The organism is Acidisoma silvae (genome assembly GCF_020618775.1).
GTDB lineage: Bacteria > Pseudomonadota > Alphaproteobacteria > Acetobacterales > Acetobacteraceae > Acidisoma > Acidisoma silvae.
The window spans coordinates 449,297-465,946 of the sequence record NZ_JAESVB010000002.1 but is presented as its reverse complement, the minus strand read 5'-3'; the positions used below and the strand labels follow the sequence as shown (position 1 = coordinate 465,946).

General features: G+C 64.1%; 17 protein-coding genes. 7 read left to right on the top strand and 10 right to left on the bottom strand.

Going from position 1 to position 16,650, the window contains the following annotated elements; genetic code table 11:
- Positions 1-7 precede the first annotated feature (7 nt).
- Positions 8-2,701: an aconitate hydratase AcnA gene (gene acnA / locus ASILVAE211_RS06730; protein WP_227320525.1), complete on the bottom strand. Its 2,694-nt coding sequence runs from the start codon at positions 2,699-2,701 to the stop codon at positions 8-10.
- A gap of 224 nt (positions 2,702-2,925) precedes the next feature.
- Between acnA and ccmA the strand changes: the two genes are divergently transcribed.
- The gene (gene ccmA / locus ASILVAE211_RS06725) at positions 2,926-3,531 is read left to right on the top strand and encodes a heme ABC exporter ATP-binding protein CcmA (RefSeq protein ID WP_227320524.1); all 606 of its coding nucleotides are present in this window, start codon (positions 2,926-2,928) and stop codon (positions 3,529-3,531) included.
- Positions 3,528-4,196 carry a heme exporter protein CcmB gene (gene ccmB / locus ASILVAE211_RS06720; protein ID WP_227320523.1) on the top strand — a complete coding sequence of 223 codons (669 nt, stop codon included), beginning with the start codon at positions 3,528-3,530 and terminating at the stop codon, positions 4,194-4,196. The genes ccmA and ccmB overlap by 4 nt, the downstream gene beginning before the upstream one ends.
- An 80-nt stretch (positions 4,197-4,276) precedes the next feature.
- On the opposite strand, the gene ASILVAE211_RS06715 is transcribed toward ccmB, so the two are convergent.
- Positions 4,277-5,614, bottom strand: coding sequence for an ammonium transporter (locus tag ASILVAE211_RS06715; RefSeq protein WP_264478723.1), 1,338 nt, complete (start codon positions 5,612-5,614; stop codon positions 4,277-4,279).
- A gap of 11 nt (positions 5,615-5,625) precedes the next feature.
- Positions 5,626-5,964 carry a P-II family nitrogen regulator gene (locus ASILVAE211_RS06710; protein ID WP_227320522.1) on the bottom strand — a complete coding sequence of 113 codons (339 nt, stop codon included), beginning with the start codon at positions 5,962-5,964 and terminating at the stop codon, positions 5,626-5,628.
- A 262-nt stretch (positions 5,965-6,226) separates the two neighbouring features.
- Here ASILVAE211_RS06710 and ASILVAE211_RS06705 point away from each other — a divergent pair, with 262 nt between their 5' ends.
- Positions 6,227-7,441 carry a UbiH/UbiF/VisC/COQ6 family ubiquinone biosynthesis hydroxylase gene (locus ASILVAE211_RS06705; RefSeq protein ID WP_227320521.1) on the top strand — a complete coding sequence of 405 codons (1,215 nt, stop codon included), beginning with the start codon at positions 6,227-6,229 and terminating at the stop codon, positions 7,439-7,441.
- A gap of 9 nt (positions 7,442-7,450) precedes the next feature.
- Here the strand turns inward: ASILVAE211_RS06705 and gpt are convergent, their stop codons facing one another.
- Positions 7,451-7,939: a xanthine phosphoribosyltransferase gene (gene gpt / locus ASILVAE211_RS06700; RefSeq protein WP_227320520.1), complete on the bottom strand. Its 489-nt coding sequence runs from the start codon at positions 7,937-7,939 to the stop codon at positions 7,451-7,453.
- Positions 7,939-8,283, bottom strand: a complete 345-nt coding sequence (locus ASILVAE211_RS06695; protein WP_227320519.1) for a tRNA-binding protein — start codon at positions 8,281-8,283, stop codon at positions 7,939-7,941. Before ASILVAE211_RS06695 ends, gpt begins: the two co-directional genes overlap by 1 nt.
- Positions 8,284-8,455: 172 nt before the next feature.
- On the opposite strand from ASILVAE211_RS06695, the gene ASILVAE211_RS06690 reads away from it, so the two are divergent.
- The 4 genes from ASILVAE211_RS06690 (at position 8,456) to ASILVAE211_RS06675 (ending at position 13,278) form a co-directional block, all read left to right on the top strand.
- On the top strand, positions 8,456-9,547 hold the full coding sequence (locus ASILVAE211_RS06690) for a S1C family serine protease (RefSeq protein ID WP_227320518.1): 1,092 nt from the start codon (positions 8,456-8,458) through the stop codon (positions 9,545-9,547).
- A gap of 42 nt (positions 9,548-9,589) precedes the next feature.
- Positions 9,590-10,276, top strand: a complete 687-nt coding sequence (locus tag ASILVAE211_RS06685) for a response regulator transcription factor (protein ID WP_227320517.1) — start codon at positions 9,590-9,592, stop codon at positions 10,274-10,276.
- A gap of 6 nt (positions 10,277-10,282) precedes the next feature.
- A complete protein-coding gene (locus tag ASILVAE211_RS06680) occupies positions 10,283-11,818 on the top strand; it encodes a sensor histidine kinase (RefSeq protein ID WP_227320516.1) in 1,536 nt (511 codons plus the stop codon).
- A gap of 92 nt (positions 11,819-11,910) precedes the next feature.
- The gene (locus ASILVAE211_RS06675) at positions 11,911-13,278 is read left to right on the top strand and encodes an MFS transporter (protein WP_227320515.1); all 1,368 of its coding nucleotides are present in this window, start codon (positions 11,911-11,913) and stop codon (positions 13,276-13,278) included.
- Positions 13,279-13,443: 165 nt separating this feature from the next.
- Here the strand turns inward: ASILVAE211_RS06675 and ASILVAE211_RS06670 are convergent, their stop codons facing one another.
- The 5 genes from ASILVAE211_RS06670 to ASILVAE211_RS06650 all read right to left on the bottom strand — a co-directional run bounded on the left by ASILVAE211_RS06670 (position 13,444) and on the right by ASILVAE211_RS06650 (position 16,622).
- A complete protein-coding gene (locus tag ASILVAE211_RS06670; protein ID WP_227320514.1) occupies positions 13,444-14,523 on the bottom strand; it encodes an OmpA family protein in 1,080 nt (359 codons plus the stop codon).
- A 296-nt stretch (positions 14,524-14,819) separates the two neighbouring features.
- On the bottom strand, positions 14,820-15,401 hold the full coding sequence (locus tag ASILVAE211_RS06665) for a DUF2155 domain-containing protein (protein ID WP_227320513.1): 582 nt from the start codon (positions 15,399-15,401) through the stop codon (positions 14,820-14,822).
- Positions 15,398-15,658 carry a hypothetical protein gene (locus ASILVAE211_RS06660; protein WP_227320512.1) on the bottom strand — a complete coding sequence of 87 codons (261 nt, stop codon included), beginning with the start codon at positions 15,656-15,658 and terminating at the stop codon, positions 15,398-15,400. The genes ASILVAE211_RS06665 and ASILVAE211_RS06660 overlap by 4 nt, the downstream gene beginning before the upstream one ends.
- The gene (gene mlaD, locus ASILVAE211_RS06655) at positions 15,655-16,176 is read right to left on the bottom strand and encodes an outer membrane lipid asymmetry maintenance protein MlaD (protein WP_227320511.1); all 522 of its coding nucleotides are present in this window, start codon (positions 16,174-16,176) and stop codon (positions 15,655-15,657) included. The genes ASILVAE211_RS06660 and mlaD overlap by 4 nt, the downstream gene beginning before the upstream one ends.
- Positions 16,177-16,178: 2 nt before the next feature.
- Positions 16,179-16,622 carry an NADH:ubiquinone oxidoreductase subunit NDUFA12 gene (locus ASILVAE211_RS06650; protein WP_406566020.1) on the bottom strand — a complete coding sequence of 148 codons (444 nt, stop codon included), beginning with the start codon at positions 16,620-16,622 and terminating at the stop codon, positions 16,179-16,181.
- Positions 16,623-16,650 lie beyond the last annotated feature (28 nt).

The window sequence follows — 16,650 nt, the reverse complement described above, 5'->3', positions numbered from 1 at the left end:
GGGTCGATCAGGCCGCCTTGGCCATTTCGCGCAGCACGTAATGCAGGATGCCGCCATGCTGGTAATAAGCGACTTCGTCCAGCGTATCGACGCGGCAGAGCAGCTTCACCTCGTCCTTCGATCCGTCCAGGCGATGGATGACAAGCGTTACGTCCATGCGCGGGCTCAGCTCTTCCAGACCCAGCAGGTCCAGCGTTTCCTGACCGGTGAGGCCCAGGCTCTTGCGGTCCATGCCGTCCTTGAAGGTCAGCGGCAGCACGCCCATGCCGACAAGGTTGGAGCGATGGATACGCTCGAAGCTTTCGGTGATGACGGCCTTAACGCCCAGCAGCATGGTGCCCTTCGCCGCCCAGTCACGCGACGAGCCAGTGCCGTATTCCTTGCCGCCGAAGACGACCAGCGGGGTCGCTTCCGCCTTGTAGAGCATGGCCGCGTCATAGATCGGCATCACCTTGCCGGACGGGTAATGCGTGGTGACGCCGCCTTCGGTGCCCGGCGCCATTTCGTTCTTGATGCGGATATTGGCGAAGGTGCCGCGCATCATGACTTCATGATTGCCACGGCGCGCGCCGTAGCTGTTGAAGTCCTTTTGCTGCACCTGGTACTGCATCAGATACTCGCCGGCGGGTGAGCTTTTCTTGATGCTGCCGGCCGGGCTGATATGGTCGGTGGTGATGCTGTCGCCAAGCAGCGCCAGAATGCGGGCGCCGGTCACATCCGTCACCGGCTTCGGCGTCATCGTGATGCCATCGAAATAGGGCGGGTTGCGGACATAGGTGGAGCTGTCGTTCCAGCCATAGGTCTTGCTGCCGGCCTCGACCTCGATCTCCTGCCACTGGCGCGGGCCCTTGAAGACGTCGGAATAGCGCGACTGGAACATTTCGCGGCTGAGCGTGCTGCCGACGATGCCGTTAATTTCGGCGGCGGTCGGCCAGATGTCCTTGAGATAGACCGGCTGGCCGTCCTTCGACGTGCCGAGCGCGGCGGTGGTGATATCCTCGTTCATCGTGCCGAGCAGCGAATAGGCGACGACCAGCGGCGGGCTGGCGAGGTAATTGGCGCGCACATTCGGATGCACGCGGCCTTCGAAGTTGCGATTGCCGGACAGAACGGAGACGGCGACCAGCTTGTTGCTTTCGATGGCATCGACGATGTCGTCATCCAGCGGGCCGGAATTGCCGATGCATGTGGTGCAGCCGTAGCCCACGGTCTGAAAGCCTAGCGCGTCGAGATCGGCGGACAGGCCCGACTTGTCGAGATATTCGGTAACGACCTGGGAGCCGGGGGCCAGCGAGGTCTTCACCCAGGGGCGCGGCGTCAGGCCAAGGGCGCGGGCCTTGCGGGCCACGAGGCCGGCGGCGACCAACACATAGGGGTTCGAGGTATTGGTGCAGCTGGTGATGGCCGCGATCACCACATCGCCATGGGTGATGGTGTAGTTGCGGTCGCCGACCTTGGCGGTGGTGCTGACATCATTCGCCGGCACGCCCAGGCTTTTGGTCAGCTCGGTCTTGAAGGCGGAGGAGGCGTTCTTGAGGGAGACGCGATCCTGCGGGCGCTTCGGGCCGGCGATGGAAGGCTCAACCGTCGAAAGGTCCAGTTCCAGCGTATCGGTGAAGACCGGGTCCGGCGTGCTCGTGTCGCGCCACAGGCCCTGCGCCTTGGTATAGGCTTCGGCCAGCGCGATCGCCTGATCGGTGCGGCCGGTGAGGCGCATATAGTCGACGGCAAGCTTGTCGAGCGGGAAGAAGCCGCAGGTCGCGCCATATTCCGGGGCCATATTGGCGATGGTGGCGCGGTCGGCGAGCGGCATATGGTCGAGGCCGGGGCCGAAGAATTCCACGAACTTGCCGACGACGCCTTTCTTGCGCAGCATCTGGGTGACGGTCAGCACCAGATCGGTCGCGGTCACGCCTTCGTTCAGCTTGCCGGTGATGCGGAAGCCGATGACGTCGGGGATCAGCATGGCGATGGGCTGGCCGAGCATCGCGGCTTCGGCCTCGATGCCGCCGACGCCCCAGCCGAGCACGCCGAGGCCGTTCACCATGGTGGTGTGGCTGTCGGTGCCATAGAGCGTATCGGGATAGGCGAAGGTCTCGCCGTCCGCTTCAGCGGTCCAGGTGTTCTGGGAGATATATTCCAGATTCACCTGATGGCAGATGCCGGTGCCGGGCGGCACGACGCCGAAATTGTCGAAAGAGCCCTGGCCCCAGCGCAAGAAGGTATAGCGCTCGCTGTTGCGCTCGAATTCGATGTCGACGTTCTTTTCCAGGCTGTCGGCGGTGCCGCTGATATCGACCTGGACCGAGTGATCGATGACGAGATCGACGGGAATGAGCGGGTTCACCTTGTCCGGGTTGCCGCCGAGCTTGAGGATGCCGTCGCGCATGGCGGCGAGGTCGACGACCGCTGGAACGCCGGTGAAATCCTGCATCAGGATGCGGGCCGGGCGGAAAGGCACTTCGCGGGTGGAACTGGCCTTCAGCAGCCATTCCGCCATGGCCTTGGCGTCGTCCACCTTATAAGTGCGGCCGTCCTCGTAGCGCAGGATGTTTTCCAGCAGAACTTTCAGGCTGACTGGCAGGCGGGACAGGTCACCCAGGGTCTTCTCGGCCTCAGGAATCGAGAAGTAGGTGTAGCTCTTGCCACCGACGTCTAGGGTCCGCTTGGTACCCAGACTATCCTGCCCGCTCATTTTCATGCTGCTTCTGTCCCTAAAGGAGGCGTTGCTCCCGCCCGGGGAGGCGCCAAGAATCTTATAGCGGCTTAAACCATACCCACCCGCCCGGGTCCACGACGCAGGCGCATGGATAGGCTCTGTTTGCTGCGGGGCATCATAGTGAAACTGCTGCTATCGAGGGTCAATCCGCGCAATTCCTTGTCCCCATGGATAAACCGCGTGTTCAGGCTAGCAGGAGCGTCGGCTTGCTCGAAATTCTTAGCGTCGCGGCCATTCGTGGCGATCATCTTCTGTTCGAGGATTTGTCCTTTGCGGTCGCTTCGGGCGAGGCCATTGCGCTGACGGGGCGTAATGGCGCGGGTAAAACCACGCTGCTGCGCATGATCGCGGGTCTGGTGCCGCTGGCCTCGGGCCGGGTGCTTTGGGCGGGCGAGGACGCAATGGCCGATCTGAACGCCTATCACGCGCGCCTCGCCTATCTCGGTCATCAGGATGCCGTGAAGCCGGGCCTGACCGTCACCGAAAATCTGTCCACCTGGGCCGCAGGCCGCCGCGCGGAGCGGGAGGCCGGCATCGAAGCCGCGCTGGAGCAGGTGGATCTGCTCGATCTCGCCGATATTCCGGCCCGCATGCTGTCGGCCGGACAGAAGCGGCGATTGGCGATCGCGCGGCTGTGCTTGCGACCGGCGGCGCTCTGGCTGCTGGATGAACCCGTCACGGGCCTGGATACGGCCTCCGTCCTGCTGTTCGGGGATATGATCGCCCGCCATCGCGCGCAGGGCGGCATAGTGATCGCGGCCACCCATCAGGATCTGCCGATGCCCGGCGGCCGTTCGGTGCGGCTGTCATGATGACGATTGCCGTGCGCCTGCTGGCGCGGGAGATGCGGCTGTCCTTCCGTCATGGCGCGGATAGCCTGGCCGTTCTGCTGTTCTTTGTGCTCGCAGCCAGCCTGTTTCCGCTGGGGATCGGCCCGGCGCCGGCGCTGCTGGGCAAGATCGCCCCGGGTGCGATCTGGATTGCGGCGCTGCTGGCCGCCCTGCTGCCGCTCGACCGTCTGTTCGGCGCGGATTACGAGGACGGCTCGCTCGACCAATTGCTGTTGCAGGGCCTGCCGCCCGGATTGCTGGGCTTGATCAAGGCCGCATCCCACTGGCTTTTCGCCGGCCTGCCGCTGGTGATCGTCGCCATGCCGGTGGCGCTGATGCTGAACCTGCCGACGGCAGCACTGGTGCCGCTGGAACTCGGCCTTGTCCTGGGCAGCATGACGCTGTCGCTGCTGGGCACGACCGGCGCGGCCCTGGTGATCGGCGCGCGGCGCGGCGGCGTGCTGCTGCCGCTGATCGTGCTGCCGCTGGCGACGCCGGTGCTGATCTTCGGCACGGCGGCGGCGGGCGCGGCCGAAACCGGGGTGGCGGAAAAGCCCGCGCTGCTGCTGCTGGGCGCTTTCCTGTGCCTGGCCGTTATTCTTTGCCCCCTCGCGGCCGGCGCTGCCGCCAAAGCCGCCGCCGAATAGCGGCAACGGCTTTTCCCAAACGAAAAACCCCCGCGCAAAGCGCGGGGGTTTCCGAGGCAAACTCTGCGGTGGCAGACAGATCAGACGATCTGTTCGCCGTGCAGGGTGATGTCCATGCCTTCGACTTCCTCGTCCCGCGTGATGCGCAGGCCAATGGTGAGGTCGATGATCTTGAGCAGGACGAAGGAGATGCCGCCCGACCAGATCAGGGTGGCGCCGACGCCGTAGCACTGGATCAGCAGCTGCTTGGCGCTGCCGCCGGAACCGCCGTAGAGCGGGCCGAAGGCGAAGACGCCGGTGAGCAGAGCGCCGACGATACCGCCGATGCCATGCACGCCCCAGCAATCCAGGCTGTCGTCGTAGCCGAAGAAGTTCTTCACCGTGGTGGAGAAGAAGTAGCAGATCACGCCGGCGGCGATGCCGATGATGATCGAAGCGCCGGGCAGAACGAAGCCGGAGGCCGGGGTAATGGCGACGAGGCCGGCGACGGCGCCGGACACGATGCCGAGCAGGCTCGGCTTACCCTTGGTGATCCATTCGGCGAACATCCAGGCCAGAGCGGCAGCGGCGGTCGCGATCTGGGTCGCGGCCATGGCCATGCCCGCACGGCCGTTGGCGGCGACGGCGGAACCCGCATTGAAGCCGAACCAGCCCACCCACAGAAGGCTGGCGCCGATCATGGCGTAGCCGACATTGTAGGGGTGCATGTTGTCGTGGCCGTAGCCGACGCGCTTGCCAAGCACGATGGCGCACATCAGGCCGGCAACGCCCGCATTGATGTGAACGACGGTGCCGCCCGCGAAGTCGAGCACGCCCATGCCGCCGGCCCAGCCGGTGGTGGACCAGACCCAATGCGCGATCGGGCTGTAGACGACGATCGACCAGATCACCATGAAGACGCACATGGCGCTGAACTTCATGCGGTCAGCGAAGGCGCCGCAGATCAGGGCCGGGGTGATGATCGCGAAGGTCATCTGGAACATCATGTAGACGCTCTCGGGGATGGTCTGATCGACCGTGCCGCCGAGAAGGAAGTCATTGTTCCAGGTCTTGGCGAAGCCCTTGAGCATGAACTGGGACAGATCGCCGACATAGGCATTGCCGGTGGTGAAGGCCAGGCTGTAGCCGACAACGCACCAGACGATGGTGACAAGGCAGCAGATCGCGAAGGACTGCATCATGGTCGCAAGAACGTTCTTCTTGCGCACCATGCCGGCATAGAACAGCGCCAGACCCGGAATGGTCATCATCAGCACCAGCGCCGTGGATGCCAGCATCCAGGCGGTGTTGCCGGTGTCGATCTTCGGCGCGTCGGCGGCGAAAGCCGGAGCGGCGAAGCCCAGCAACGGCAGGGCTAGGGGAAGGGCCCGGAGGAGACTCCGGGAGCTTTTAAAGCGTTGCATGGATGGTCCAGTCATCCGGGTTTCCTTCAAAGAGCTTCTGAGTCGAGTTCGCCCGTGCGGATACGCACGACACGCTCGACGTCCATGATGAAGATCTTGCCGTCACCGATCTTGCCGGTATGTGCGGCCTTCATGATCGCCTCGACAACCTGTTCGGCGAGATCGGAGGGCACTGCCACTTCGATCTTCACCTTGGGCAGGAAATTCACGTGATATTCGGCGCCACGGTAAATTTCCGTCTGCCCCTTCTGACGGCCAAATCCTTTGACCTCAGACACGGTGAGCCCCTGCACGCCCAGCGGAGTCAGCGCTTCGCGAACGTCGTCAAGCTTGAATGGTTTGATAATGGCCATGACCAACTTCATGTCGGCGTCCTCCGTTCGTGGCATCGTCTTTGCCCGCCCCAGCGGCGAGGGCTCTAATGGCCAATTGTTTATTCAAGACCCATGCCAAGTTCGTGATGATAGCACCGAAAGGGGTATTTCTAATCTTTTCTCCATGTCGTGAAAGGGCTGCCTAAATTTTATGCATCGAAAATTGGGTCAAGCGCCTGCGGGCGAGGCAGAAGCTGCTCTTTCAAGGTCAGTGACTTACGGCCTATAGACCGCGACAGAGGGACCAGTTGCGATGAGCGATACCGAGTTTGACGTCTGCATCCTGGGAGCCGGGCCTGTCGGCGGTGCCCTGGCCTGCCAGCTGGCTGAAAGCGGCGCCCGCGTGCTGATCGTCGATCGCGCCGCCCTGCCGCCAATGGAAGATCCCGGTTTCGACGGTCGGGCCTATGCGATCGCCGCCGGAACCCAGCCTCTGCTGGACGATGCCGCGCTGTGGCAGGCGTTGCCTTTCCAGCCTTGCCCGATCGAGCAGATCCATGTCTCGGACGGCAAGCCGGGCCGGCCTGCCTCCCCCCTGTTCCTGCATTTCGATCGCCGCGAGCTGGGGGAGGCGAGCGGTCCTTTCGGCTGGATGGTGGAAGCGCGCAGCCTGCGCATCGCACTCAACCGCCGTCTTCACGCGGGGCGGGGCGTCACCCTGGCGGCGCCGGCCACAGCACGGGTGGAACGGCGCGCGGATGGCGTGACGGTTCGGCTCTCCACCGGCCTGGTCGCGCAGGTGCGCCTCGTCATCGCGGCCGAGGGACGGCAAAGCCCGCTGCGGCGGGAGGCGAATATTCCCGTCATCCGCTATCCCTACCGGCAGAGCGGCGTGGTCTGTGCCATCGCCCATGAATACCCGCATGAGAATACGGCGCTGGAGCATTTCCTGCCCGGCGGTCCCTTTGCCCAGCTTCCTTTGGGCCCAACGGCCGGCGCGCCGCACGTCTCGGCCATCGTTTTCACGGAAAAAACCGCTGTCGCGGACGCGCTGATGCGGATGGACTCCGACAGTTTCACCCATCAGGTGGCGCGGCGCCTGGGGGACCATCTGGGGCCGATCCGGCTGCTGGGCCGTCGCTGGAACTATCCGCTCTCGGCTTTGCTCGCCACGCGCTATGTCGATCAGCGGCTGGCTTTGGTGGGCGACGCCGCCCATGGCATCCACCCCATCGCCGGCCAAGGGTTCAATCTCGGCCTGCGCGACGCGATCGTTCTGTCCGACCTGATCGGCGAGGCCCTGGCCTCGGGCAACGATCCGGGTGAGGCCGATATGCTTGCCCGCTATCAGCGGCAGCGGCGGCCGGACAATCTGGCCATGCTGGCGGCGACGGACGCTCTGGACCGGCTGTTCAGTAACGACAATCCCGCCATCCGTCTGGCCCGCGACCTCGGCATTGCGGCGGTCCATCGCTTGCCGCCGGTCAAGCGCTTCTTCATGAAGCGCGCGATGGGGATCAGCGGCTAAGCAGCCTTGTTAAGCGCCGCGACCCGGCGCGCGGGCGATGGGCGCCACGAATTGCGGCGCGGCGTCGGTGTCCCAGGGAAAGAGAATCCAGGTATTCTGGCTGACCTCGGTGACGAAGGTATCGACGATGTCCTTGCCGGCCGGCTTGGCATAGACGGTCGCGAAATGCGCTTTCGGCAGCAGCTTGCGGACGACGCGCGCGGTAGTGCCTGTATCGACCAGATCGTCGATGATCAGGAAGCCTTCGCCGTCGCCGGCCGCCGTCGGCGCCTTGGTGACGACCGGATGGCCGATCGACTCCTCGTTATAGGTTTCGACCGAGACGCTTTCGATCAGGCGGCATTCCAGCTCGCGGGCAATGATGGCAGCCGGAATAAGGCCGCCGCGCGTCACGGCGACGATCCCTTTCCAGGGGCCGGTATCGATCAGCCGCCAGGCTAAGGCGCGCGCATCGCGGTGCAACTGGTCCCAGGTGACGGTGTAATATTGCGGCGCCATCAAAAAAGCTTCCCTCCGTCCGGCACCTTGAAATCGGGCCTGATCAAAACGATGCCGCCTTGCGCATCCGGCAGGCCCAAGGTCAAGACCTCGCTGACGAAAGGACCGATGCGCCGGGGCGGAAAATTGACCACAGCACAGACCTGTCGGCCGATCAGCGTGTCCGGCCGGTAATGCACGGTAATCTGCGCGGAGGAGCGTTTCACGCCGAGATCGCCGCCGAAATCGATCCACAGCTTGATCGCAGGCTTGCGCGCCTCGGGAAAGGGTTGAGCATCGGTGATGGTGCCGACACGAATGTCGAGTCGCTCGAATTCGTCGATGGTTACGGGTTCCGTCGTCACGGCGCGCTTCCTTTCGGATAGTCTTGCTGGCCCTTGGCTGCCGGACAGCGTTTTTTGACGCAGGCAGAGGGCCGTTCGGCCCTTCCTAGATGAAGCACGGCATGACGGAAGGTTAAAGCTCAGAAATTGCAACGGCTTTCGTGAGCAGGCTCTGGGCGAGCGAGGGATTTTCGTGACAAGTAGCAGTATGACATCAATCGCCCCTCTTCCGCTTCAGCCCCGGCTGCCGGCTTTCGGCGGCGGACTGCGCCTGAGCGCGGGCCTGACTCTGGCGGCAGCGCTGGGCCTGGCCGCCGCGCCGGCCATGGCGCAGCAGGGTTTGCCGAGCTTCCGCAACCTTGTGAAAAAGGTGGTGCCGGCCGTCGTCAGCATTGCGGTGACGGAAAGCGCGGCAGCGGCGGCAGCCGATGACGGTGGCGACCAGGGCGCGCCGACGCCGCAGGCGGGCCACCAGAAAGTGTATGGTGCCGGGTCGGGTTTCATCATCGATCCCAGCGGAATCATTGTCACGAACGACCATGTGGTGGGGGGCGCGACCAAGATCACCGTCTCTCTGGCCGACGGCACCCAGTTGCCGGCCAAGATCCTCGGCGTCGATCAGTTGACCGATATCGCTGTCATCAAGGTGACGGCGGACCGGCCGCTGCCTTATGTCAGCTGGGGCGATTCCCGGCAGGTGGAGGTCGGTGACTGGATCATGGTTGCGGGCAACCCTTTCGGCCTGGGCAATACGGTGACCGCCGGTATCATTTCGGCCCGTGGCCGTGACATCATGAGCGGGCCGTTCGATGATTTCCTTCAGCTGGACGCGCCCATCAATCCCGGCAATTCCGGCGGCCCGGCTTTTGATCTGAATGGCGGCGTGGTGGGCGTCGACACCGCCATCATCTCGCCTACCGGCGGTTCTGTCGGCATCGGCTTCGCTATCCCAAGCGAGATCGCTCAAAACGTCGTCTCGGTCCTGGAGCAGCACGGCCATCTTGATCGCGGCTGGCTCGGCGTGGGCTTGGCCGACGACGAAAGCGGCGACGGCGTGCGCGTGACCATGGTGCAGGCGTCCGGCCCGGCCGGCCATAGCGGCCTGCGAGCCGGCGACCGCATCCTGTCGGTCGATGCGAAGAAGGTCGATACGGCGCTGGGGCTGATCCGCGCGGTGGCCGAAATTCATCCCGGGGAGCGCGCGCGCCTCGCTTTCATCCGGCATGGCCGCGTGCTGTCGGCCAATGTCACGGTCGGCCTGCGTCCGGAGACGCAAGCGCAATGAAAAACCGTGACACCATGTTCGATGCGTTGAGAGGGGACTGAGATGCGTATTCTTCTGGTCGAGGATGACCGCGACGTCGCCGGTTTCGTGGTCAAGGGACTGCGGGAAGCGAATCACGTCGTGGAACATGCGGCGAATGGCCGCGACGGCTTGTTCATGGCGGCAAGCGAGCAGTTCGATGCGATCATTCTGGATCGCATGCTGCCTGGTGGGGTCGACGGACTGCGCCTTCTGGAAACGCTCCGCGCACAGGAAAACACCGTGCCGGTGCTGTTTCTCTCGGCGCTGGGCCAGGTCGATGACCGCGTGAAGGGCCTGAAAGCGGGTGGCGACGACTATCTCACCAAGCCCTTCGCCTTCGCGGAACTGCTGGCGCGGGTGGAAGCGCTGACCCGGCGCGGCAAGGCGGATTCCCCGGTGACGCGTCTGGCCGTGGGCGATCTGGAAATGGACCTGCTGTCGCGCAGCGTGAAGCGCGCCGGTCAGAAGATTGACCTGCAACCGCGCGAATACCGCCTGCTGGAATATCTGATGCGCCATGCCGGTCAGGTCGTGACGCGCACCATGCTGCTGGAGGGCGTGTGGGACTATCATTTCGACCCGCAGACCAATGTGATCGACGTCCATGTCTCGCGCCTGCGGCAGAAGGTGGACAAGCCCTTTCCGAAGCCGCTGCTGCATACGGTCCGCAATGCCGGCTACATCATGCGGGCCGATAATGAGGGCTGAGGGCCTATGGACGCCGCGCGTTTCAAACTGAGCGCGATACGGCTGCGGCGTCCGCCGCGGGCCGGGACGGTGGCGCGTGTGCCGCATTGTCCGGGCGACCGCCGGCGGGCGTTTTTCGCGCGGCTGCGCGGCTCGCCGCTGTTGCGGTCTGCCGGCCTGCGCTTCGCCGCTCTTTACGCGATCATCTTCGGCCTCAGCGCGGTTGCGCTGGCGATCTTCCTATGGTGGGCGACCGCCGGCCTGCTCAACCGGCAGGTGGAAGCCGCCATCAATGCGGATGCGCAAGGATTGGGCGAGCGCTACCAGGAAGGGGGCGTTCCTGCGCTGATCCTGACCATTCAGGATCGCCTGTCCCAGAATGTGGACGAGAACGCGATCTATCTTCTGGCCGATAACGACCTGCACCCCATTGCCGGCAATCTGGCTATCTGGCCGAAAGAGGTCTCGGGGTCCGATTCCTGGTTCGAGCTGACGGTTCAGCGCGGCGACCGCCAGGCGCTCGCGCGGCTGCGCCGTTACGACCTGCCGGGCGGCTTTCATCTGCTGATCGGGCGCGACGTCGGGTCACGCGCCAAGCTGCGCTCGTTGCTGACCGCCGGCCTGCTCTGGGCCGTGCTGGTCATGGTCGTGCTCGGTTCGGCGGGCGCCATCGCCATTCAAAGCCTGTTCCGCCGCAGCCTGGCCGATGTCTCGGCGACCGCGAATGCGATTTCGCGCGGCGACCTGTCCAATCGCGTGCGTATTTCCGGCCGAGGCGATGAGTTCGACCGGCTGGCTGAGACCATCAACGACATGCTGGACCGCATCGCGCGGCTGATGGATGGCGTCCGCCAGGTCTCCAACGCCATCGCGCATGACCTGCGCACGCCGATCACGCGGGCGCGGGCGCGGCTGGAAGATGCGGCGCTGCATGCGCGCGACGCCGGTGATCTGCATGCGGCGGTGGAACGCGCGACTTCGGATCTGGACGGGATCGTCTCGGTCTTCCAGGGTCTGCTGCGCATTGCCGAGATCGAGGCCGGTGCGCGCCGCTCGGCCTTCGCCTCGCTCGATCTCTATGCGCTGCTGGCCGATATGCATGAGCTGTACGGCGCGGCGGCGGAAGAGCAGGGGCAGCAGATCGACCTTCTGGCGCAGCCGCCTTTACCCATGTTCGGTGACCGCGACCTGCTTCAGCAGGCAGTTGCCAATCTTCTGGAAAACGCACTGAAATTCTCGCCCCCCGGCAAGCCTATTCTGCTGGGCGCGGGCCGGCTCGGCGACCGCATCGAAATCGTGGTGGCCGATTCCGGCCCCGGCATTCCGCCCGAAGACCGCATGCGGGTGACGGAGCGCTTCTATCGTGGCGAATCCGCCCGCAGCACGCCGGGCTCCGGTCTTGGCCTGTCGCTGGTGCAGGCCGTGGTGCAACTGCATAACGGCACATTGCGGCTGGAAGACAATCATCCCGGTGTGCGGGCGGTGCTGTCTCTGCCGGCTGAATTCAGCGCCAGCCGCCGCCTGGCGAAGACCGATCTGCGCATGCAGGCGCTGCCGCGCTAGCCCGGGCAAGCGCGCTCTGGCGTCAGCCGGCGTGCCATGTCACATCCCCGTCATCTGCCTGCAACCGATGGGCGGACGGGGAGTGAACAATCATGACATCTGTCGCCGACATCGCCGCGCGCCTCGATCGCCTGCCCGGTACCCGCCGCATCTGGATGATGGTGGTGCTGCTGTCGCTGGGCGGCTGTTTTGAATATTTCGACCTCTTCCTGACCGGTTCCATCGCGCCCGGTCTGGTCCATGCGCATATCTTCACGGCGACGACCGCGGGCTTCTTCGGCAATAACGGCATTGCCAGCTTCGTCGCGGCCTTCTTCATCGGTCTTTTCATCGGCACGCTGGCCTTCGGCTTCGTGGCGGACCGCTTCGGGCGCCGGCGGATCTTCACCGTCTCCCTGATCTGGTACAGCCTCTGCACGCTGATCATGGCCTTTCAGACGGATGCCGCCAGCATCAATCTGTGGCGCCTGCTGGCCGGCATCGGCATCGGCGTCGAGCTGGTGACGATCGATACCTATATTTCCGAGCTGATGCCGAAACATTTGCGCGGTCGCGCTTTCGTCATCAACGCCGCCATCCAGTTCAGCATTCTGCCCATTGCGGCTGCCCTGGCCTGGTGGCTGGTGCCGCAATCGCCGCTGGGTTTCGACGGCTGGCGCTGGCTGGTGATCATCGGTGCGGCTGGTGCAGTCGTCGTTTGGTTCATCCGGCGGCCCTTGCCGGAAAGTCCGCGCTGGCTGGCGGGGCGTGGGCAACTGGCCGAAGCCGATCGCATCGTTGCACAACTGGAAGCGGACGTTCCGCCGGGCGCCTTACTGCCGGTGACGCTTGTCGCCGCGCCGGTGGCAGAGAAAGGAAGGCTGCGGGAAATCTGGCATCGCCGCTATCTGGCGCGAACGGTGATGCTGATCCTGTTCAACGTCTTCCAGGCGGTCGGCTATTACGGCTTTGCCAATTGGGTGCCGACCTTCCTGATCCAGCACGGCATCACCATTACCCATAGTCTTGAATATACCTTCCTGATCGCCATCGCCGCGCCCTTCGCACCGCTGCTGTTTTTCGGTCTGGCGGACAAGGTCGAGCGCAAGGTGCTGGTCATCGTCAGCGCGGCGGCGGTCGCCGTCTTTGGCCTCTGTTTCGGCGAGGCGCGCAGCCCGGCGGCGGTGGTCGGCTTCGGCGTCCTGGTGACGATGGCGAATAACGTCCTGTCCTTTGCCTTCCACAGCTATCAGGCCGAGTTGTACCCCACGCGCATCCGCGCGGTAGCGGTGGGCTTCGTCTATTCCTGGAGCCGCCTGTCGGTGATCTTCATGGCCTTCGTCATCGCCTTTACGCTGCGGGACTTCGGCGTTTCCGGCGTCTTCATGCTGATCGCCGGCAGCATGGTGGTGGTGATCGCGGCGACCGGCCTGCTCGGGCCCCGCACCCGCAACCGTTCCCTGGAAGAGATTGCTGGCTGAGGATGTGGGTGGCCGGGGTTAGCCCCGGCCAGATCAGGCAGTCGAAAGCAAAAAGGGCGGCGCCACCGGCGCCGCCCTTTTTGCGGGTGACGGGTCACCCCACAAACGAAAGGGGCGCTCCTTGCGGAGCGCCCCTCACCATTCGGCAAGTTCCCGAAAGGGAAATTACTTGATGATGATTTCGACGCGGCGGTTCTGCGGCTCGCGGACGCCCGGGCCGGTCGGAACCAGCAGGTGGGTGTCGCCATAGCCCGCGATGGAGATCGCGGAAGCCGGGACGCCGTCGGCGATCAGCTGAGCCTGAACGCTCTTCGCGCGGCGGATGGACAGACCCATGTTGTAGGAGGCCGTGCCCGACGTGTCGGTGTAGCCGTTAACAGCGATCTGCGTGTACTGCACGTGCGTCGAGTTCGAAGCGGCCTCGGCGATGATTTCCTTGGCGCGCGGCGTCAGGTTGTACTTATCCCAGTCGAAGAAGACGAGGTAGGTACGGGCCGGAGCCGGAGCCGGAGCAACCACCGGAGCGGGCGGCGGCGGCGGAGCGGACGGCGTGTTGAAGGCGTAACGCAGGCCAATAAGAACCGTCTGAGTGGTGGACGGGCCAAAGGTCACGTCGTTCGGGGCGCCCTGGTAGGTCGCGCTGAACTTCTCTTTGTTGGTCTGGCCGATGTAGTGGTACTCAGCCGTGATCGAGAGGCCCGGAGCCGGGGGAACCGGGATCGAGACGCCAGCGATGCCCTGGTAAGCGAAGCTGCCCGAGGTGTCGCTGATGTTGGAAACGCCAGCCGAGGTCACAGCGCCGCTCGGGATGGAGGTCCAGAGGTAGCCAACGCCGGCACCGACATACGGGAAGATGTAGGGGCTGCCGACATCGATGTCATACAGAGCGTTCGCGAACGCGCCGTACTTCTGCTGGTAGCCATGGTAAGCGTTGTTCGGACCATAAGCGCCCGGCTTGATGTTCTTGTTCGAAGCACGAAGGTAGATGCCCTCGATTTCGAGACGCAGACCATTGCCGAGGCCGTAGCCGATGCTGCCGCTACCGGAAACGCCACCCTTGTAGAAGGCGCGACCGCCAGCGAGACCGCCCGGGCCACCGGTAACCTTCGTGCTGCCCTGGTAGTCATAGCCGGCGCCAGCGCCGACATAGAGACCGGTAACCGGCTGTGCCTTCGCCAAGCTGGGAAGGGCAAGAACCGGAACCGCCAGCACAGTCGCCGCCATAAGCGTGCTGCGAAGCTTCATTGTATTTCTCCTCTTTGACCGACGCATACCATTCAGCCGGGCCGGTCGCTCGGAGGCGTTGCCTGCTGTTCGGTAAGATAAATCTATCATCTTCTTCTAGCTTTCCCAGTCTTTCCGCTGCGTTTCCGACACACCGTGATAAAAATAACACAGAAGGCGGAACGAACGGTCCAACTCGGTGAATCCAAAGGAATTCTTAGCTCTTTAAGCATTCATTTGCCGGGTGCGGAAGCAGCCAAAATATCACCAAGCGTTACTGTAGAAACACTAACACGTGAAGACCGTGACTTGGCTACTTAATGGCATCCCTTGACGGACACATCCGTCGCCGGATCCGTCATCCCGGATAGCGCCGGTTCCGCCGCGAAAACCCAGCCGCGGAACTTCGGTGGGGTTCCGGCAGGGGCTTTTGTATCAGTCACTTGCAGGAAAACAGCGGCGTCCGGCGCCAGGTCCGGCGGGCGCACGTAACAGGCAAGAACCGTTATCGTCAGGAAACGTTCCGTGAAAGGGGTGCCAACATTAGTTGTGACCTCCCGGGCGCTGCCGTAAATCTTGTCGAGGACGATGAGATCGGCCTGGCTTTTCGCGACCCAGCTGGTGGAAGCCGGGATCGTGGCGGTACTTGCCGGTGGCGCGGCCTCGGGGGCGGGTGGTGTGACCGGCGGTGCAATCTCGCCGCTCGCCGTCGTGTTCGCTGCGGCGCCGCTGCCCAGCACCTTGCTTTCATCGGTATTGGGGGGTGCTGCGAGCGACTGCCCTTGAATGGCGGCCGTGGACGGATCCTGCGACTGCGCCCAGCTGCTGCCGGTCGGCAGGGCTGTCAAAACGGCACAAGCCGACAGGGCGACAAGGCAATGCCGGACTGTCGTCGTCATGCGCGGCCGTGCCGAGGATCACGCAACCGGTCGACCATGCCGTGCAGAAGGCGGCGCAGCGCTTCCGCGTCGACATCCATCAAAATCGCGTCTTCGAAATAATCCTGCAGGCACTGTGTCAGGTCGGCCTGATTTTCGCGGAGCTGACGCAGCTTTTCGCGGCAATCGACCGCGCTGCCATCCGTTCGCGGCCAGTGATTGCCGTCCGGGTCAACGATGGCCGGATCGGCGGCAACCGGACCGGCGCCCGTGGTCATTGCGCGCCGCCCGGTGTGCTGCTGCCCGCAGCGTCGCCAGCCTGTCCGCTATTCTTCTTTAGGCCCGAGACAAGATCGGTGACGCTGAAGATGAACTTGCCGAGCAGGTCTTCAAGACTGACCGAGCCCTGCGTGATGGTCACGCGGCCGCCGGGCTTGAGCATGGTTTCTGCGCCACCGGGAACCAGGGCGAGATAATCGCCGCCCAGCAGGCTCTGGCTGCTGATGGCAGCGCTGCTGTCCGACGGCAGGTCGATATTCTTCTGCACCGTGAAATCGACGACCGCGAGATAGGTCTTGGGATCGATTGTCGTATTGGTGACGGAGCCGACCTTGACGCCCGCCATGCGCACGTCGGAACCGACGCTCAATCCATCGATACGATCGAATTCAGCCGAAAATGTATAGCCGGGAACGCCGGCGGAGCCCGATGTCGCAAGCGCATAGGCCAAAAAGCCCGCAGCGACGACCAGAACGGCAAGGCCCGCCAGTATCTCGGCGGCGTTACGCCGCGCCACGCTTATTCTCCCGGTGTCCAGGCGTCGTAGTCGCCGGTTGCCCGATGACGGCGACCGCCGCGATAATCATGTCCCGGCGGGCGATAGCTGTAGGCCGTGCCGGTGCGGTTCGGCAGGTGCGGCTTCATCCAGGGCAAGCGCGCGCTTTCCGAAAGCGGCGCATCAACCGTGTAATGCAGCCAGGCATGCCATTCCGGCGGTACGGTGGAAGCTTCCAGCGGGCCGGCGTAAACCACCCAGCGGCGCACATGCCGCCCGGGTACCGCCGACTTCTCTTCGAAGTAGCGATTGCCAAACACATCCTTGCCTACGCCACGGCCGCGAAAGCGCGTGAAGAGGGAGGTGCCGATGTAGCCGATCTTCGCGAGGTTCATGCTGCTTCTATAGGCGAAGGCCGGACGCTGGTCCATCGGGCAGCGCCGATCTTGCTGCTTCGTGTTCGGCATGGGCGATTTGCCGGGAATGGAGGGGTCG